This is a genomic window from Hydrogenobaculum sp., assembly GCF_049967395.1.
Taxonomy (GTDB): domain Bacteria; phylum Aquificota; class Aquificia; order Aquificales; family Aquificaceae; genus Hydrogenobaculum.
Genome location: NZ_JBMFST010000097.1, coordinates 1 through 1,904 on the forward strand (window position 1 = coordinate 1; position 1,904 = coordinate 1,904).

Below are 1,904 nucleotides of genomic sequence, written 5' to 3' on the forward strand. Positions count from 1 at the left end.
TTATAACTGTTCCAGCTTACTTTAACGAAAGACAGAGACAGGCAACAAAAGATGCAGGTAAAATAGCAGGTTTAGAAGTAAAAAGAATAATAAACGAACCTACAGCTGCAGCTTTAGCCTACGGTTTAGATAAAAAATCCGATATAAAAATACTCGTTTACGACTTTGGTGGTGGTACTTTTGACGTGTCTATCCTAGAAGGTGGAGAAGGCGTTATAGAGGTAAAAGCCACAAACGGAGATACACACCTAGGCGGTGCCAACATAGATGAGCGTATAATGGAATGGCTAATATCCGAATTTAAAAAAGAAACCAACATAGATTTAAGGAGTGACAAAACCGCTTTACAACGCTTAAAAGAGGCTTCAGAGCAAGCTAAAAAAGAGCTTTCTTTCAAAATGGAAACCGAGATAAACCTACCATTTATAACAATAGACCCAGAAACTAAGCAACCTATGCACTTACAGAAAAAACTCACAAGAGCCAGACTAGAAGAAATGATAAAGGACCTCATAGATAGGACTATGGAAATAGTAAAAAGAGCTTTAGAAGACGCAAAGCTAACTCCAAAAGATATAAACGAAGTGGTATTAGTAGGTGGTTCTACACGTATACCCCTAGTTCAACAAAAGATAAAAGAATTCTTCGGGAAAGAACCTCACAAAGGTGTAAACCCAGATGAAGTAGTGGCGGTGGGTGCTGCTATACAAGCTGGTGTTATAACCGGTGAAGTAAAAGATATACTCCTTGTGGATGTAACGCCTCTTTCTTTGGGTCTTGAAACGTTGGGCGGAGTGATGACTACCCTTATACCAAGAAATACGCCAATACCTTACAAAAAATGCGAAGTATTTACCACAGCCTCAGACAACCAAACGGAAGTGGAAATCCACGTACTCCAAGGTGAAAGACCAATGGCTAAAGACAACAAATCCCTTGGTAGATTTACCCTAACTGGAATACCGCCAGCACCAAGAGGAGTACCACAAATAGAAGTGTGCTTTGATATAGATGTTGACGGCATACTTCATGTAACAGCCAAAGACAAAGCTACAGGCAAAGAACAATCTATTAAAATACAAGCTGCCGGTGGACTTTCCAAAGAAGATATAGAAAAGATGGTAAGAGAAGCAGAAATGCACGCCGATGAAGATAGGAAAAACAAAGAACTCATAGAAGCAAGGAATAGACTAGACTCTTTAGTTTACAACCTTGAGAAGCTTTTAAACGAACAAAAAGACAAAATACCTCAAGATCTTGCCCAAGAAGCGGAAACCGAGATATCAAAAGGCAAACAAGCTTTAAATTCCACCGATAAGAATGCTATAGAAGAAGCTTATAACAAGATTACAGATATATCCAACAAGATAGCTACAAGCCTATATTCTGGTCAAACTCCACCACCAAACGACCAAAACCCACCAGATGATGGTTTCAACGCAAGACCAGTATAATCAAATAACCTAAAGCCCCTTTTGGGGCTTTTAAAAATCAAAAATGAATATGTATATCTTCTGGTATCTCTATATCTTTTAGCAAATTTTTGATATACTCGCCTGTGGTAGATGGATAAGTCTTAGCTTTTTCTTCTAAAACATTTTTGTTGTCAAAAGCGTTAAAAAACCAATCTATATTTTTTATGTTAAGATTTTTTAAAACATCAAGTACATATCTTATAAAATACTCTCCCACAAAAGGAGGATAAAGAGTAGTCCTTAGTAAAAACGGTTTATCCATCCTTGATAAACAACACAACGTATCCATTAGTTTAAAAAACCCATCGCTGCTATTGCATAGCTTATAGTTTATCGTTTTTACATCTACAGCAAAATAATCCACAAACTCGCTTATATTTTTTACTACCGATGGATTTGTGCCGTTTGTATCTAGTTTTATCTTAAAGT

Annotated in this window: 1 protein-coding gene and 1 pseudogene; one reads left to right on the forward strand and one right to left on the reverse strand. The window is 37.0% G+C overall.

Features of this window, described 5'->3' with window-relative positions:
• The coding region (dnaK, locus tag ACP5S8_RS08215) for a molecular chaperone DnaK (protein ID WP_461876453.1) at nucleotides 1-1,454 on the forward strand (1,454 nt) is incomplete at its 5' end.
• Nucleotides 1,455-1,491: 37 nt separating this feature from the next.
• On the opposite strand, the pseudogene ACP5S8_RS08220 reads toward dnaK, so the two are convergent.
• Nucleotides 1,492-1,904 (reverse strand): annotated as a pseudogene (locus ACP5S8_RS08220) (hypothetical protein); the annotation flags it as partial.